1 protein-coding gene is annotated in these 218 nt (G+C 46.8%); it reads right to left on the bottom strand.

The genetic code is table 11. The features are described from left to right. A partial coding sequence (locus AC23P2_RS31490; RefSeq protein WP_487776850.1) for an SdrD B-like domain-containing protein occupies nt 1–218 on the bottom strand: 218 nt, incomplete at both ends.

Here is a 218-nt window from a genome sequence, read left to right as displayed (position 1 = left end):
AAAATCACCTTCACGTTTTGTACGCCTGGCTCTCCTGCATCCTGCTGACCATTGTCATTGCGATCTTTCCACACAAAGTCTCCAATGCTACCAAGTGGTGTCACTTGAATTGGCTCGTCGTCATCATCATCTTCACCACGAGTGAAGCCGTTGCCTGGCGTCGAATCCTTATCCTTCACAGTGTTGCCATTTCTATCTTTCGCATCTTTAATTTGAGC

Source organism: Runella sp. R0.1_18 (genome assembly GCF_057652155.1).
This window is presented reverse-complemented; position numbering and strand designations above follow the sequence as displayed.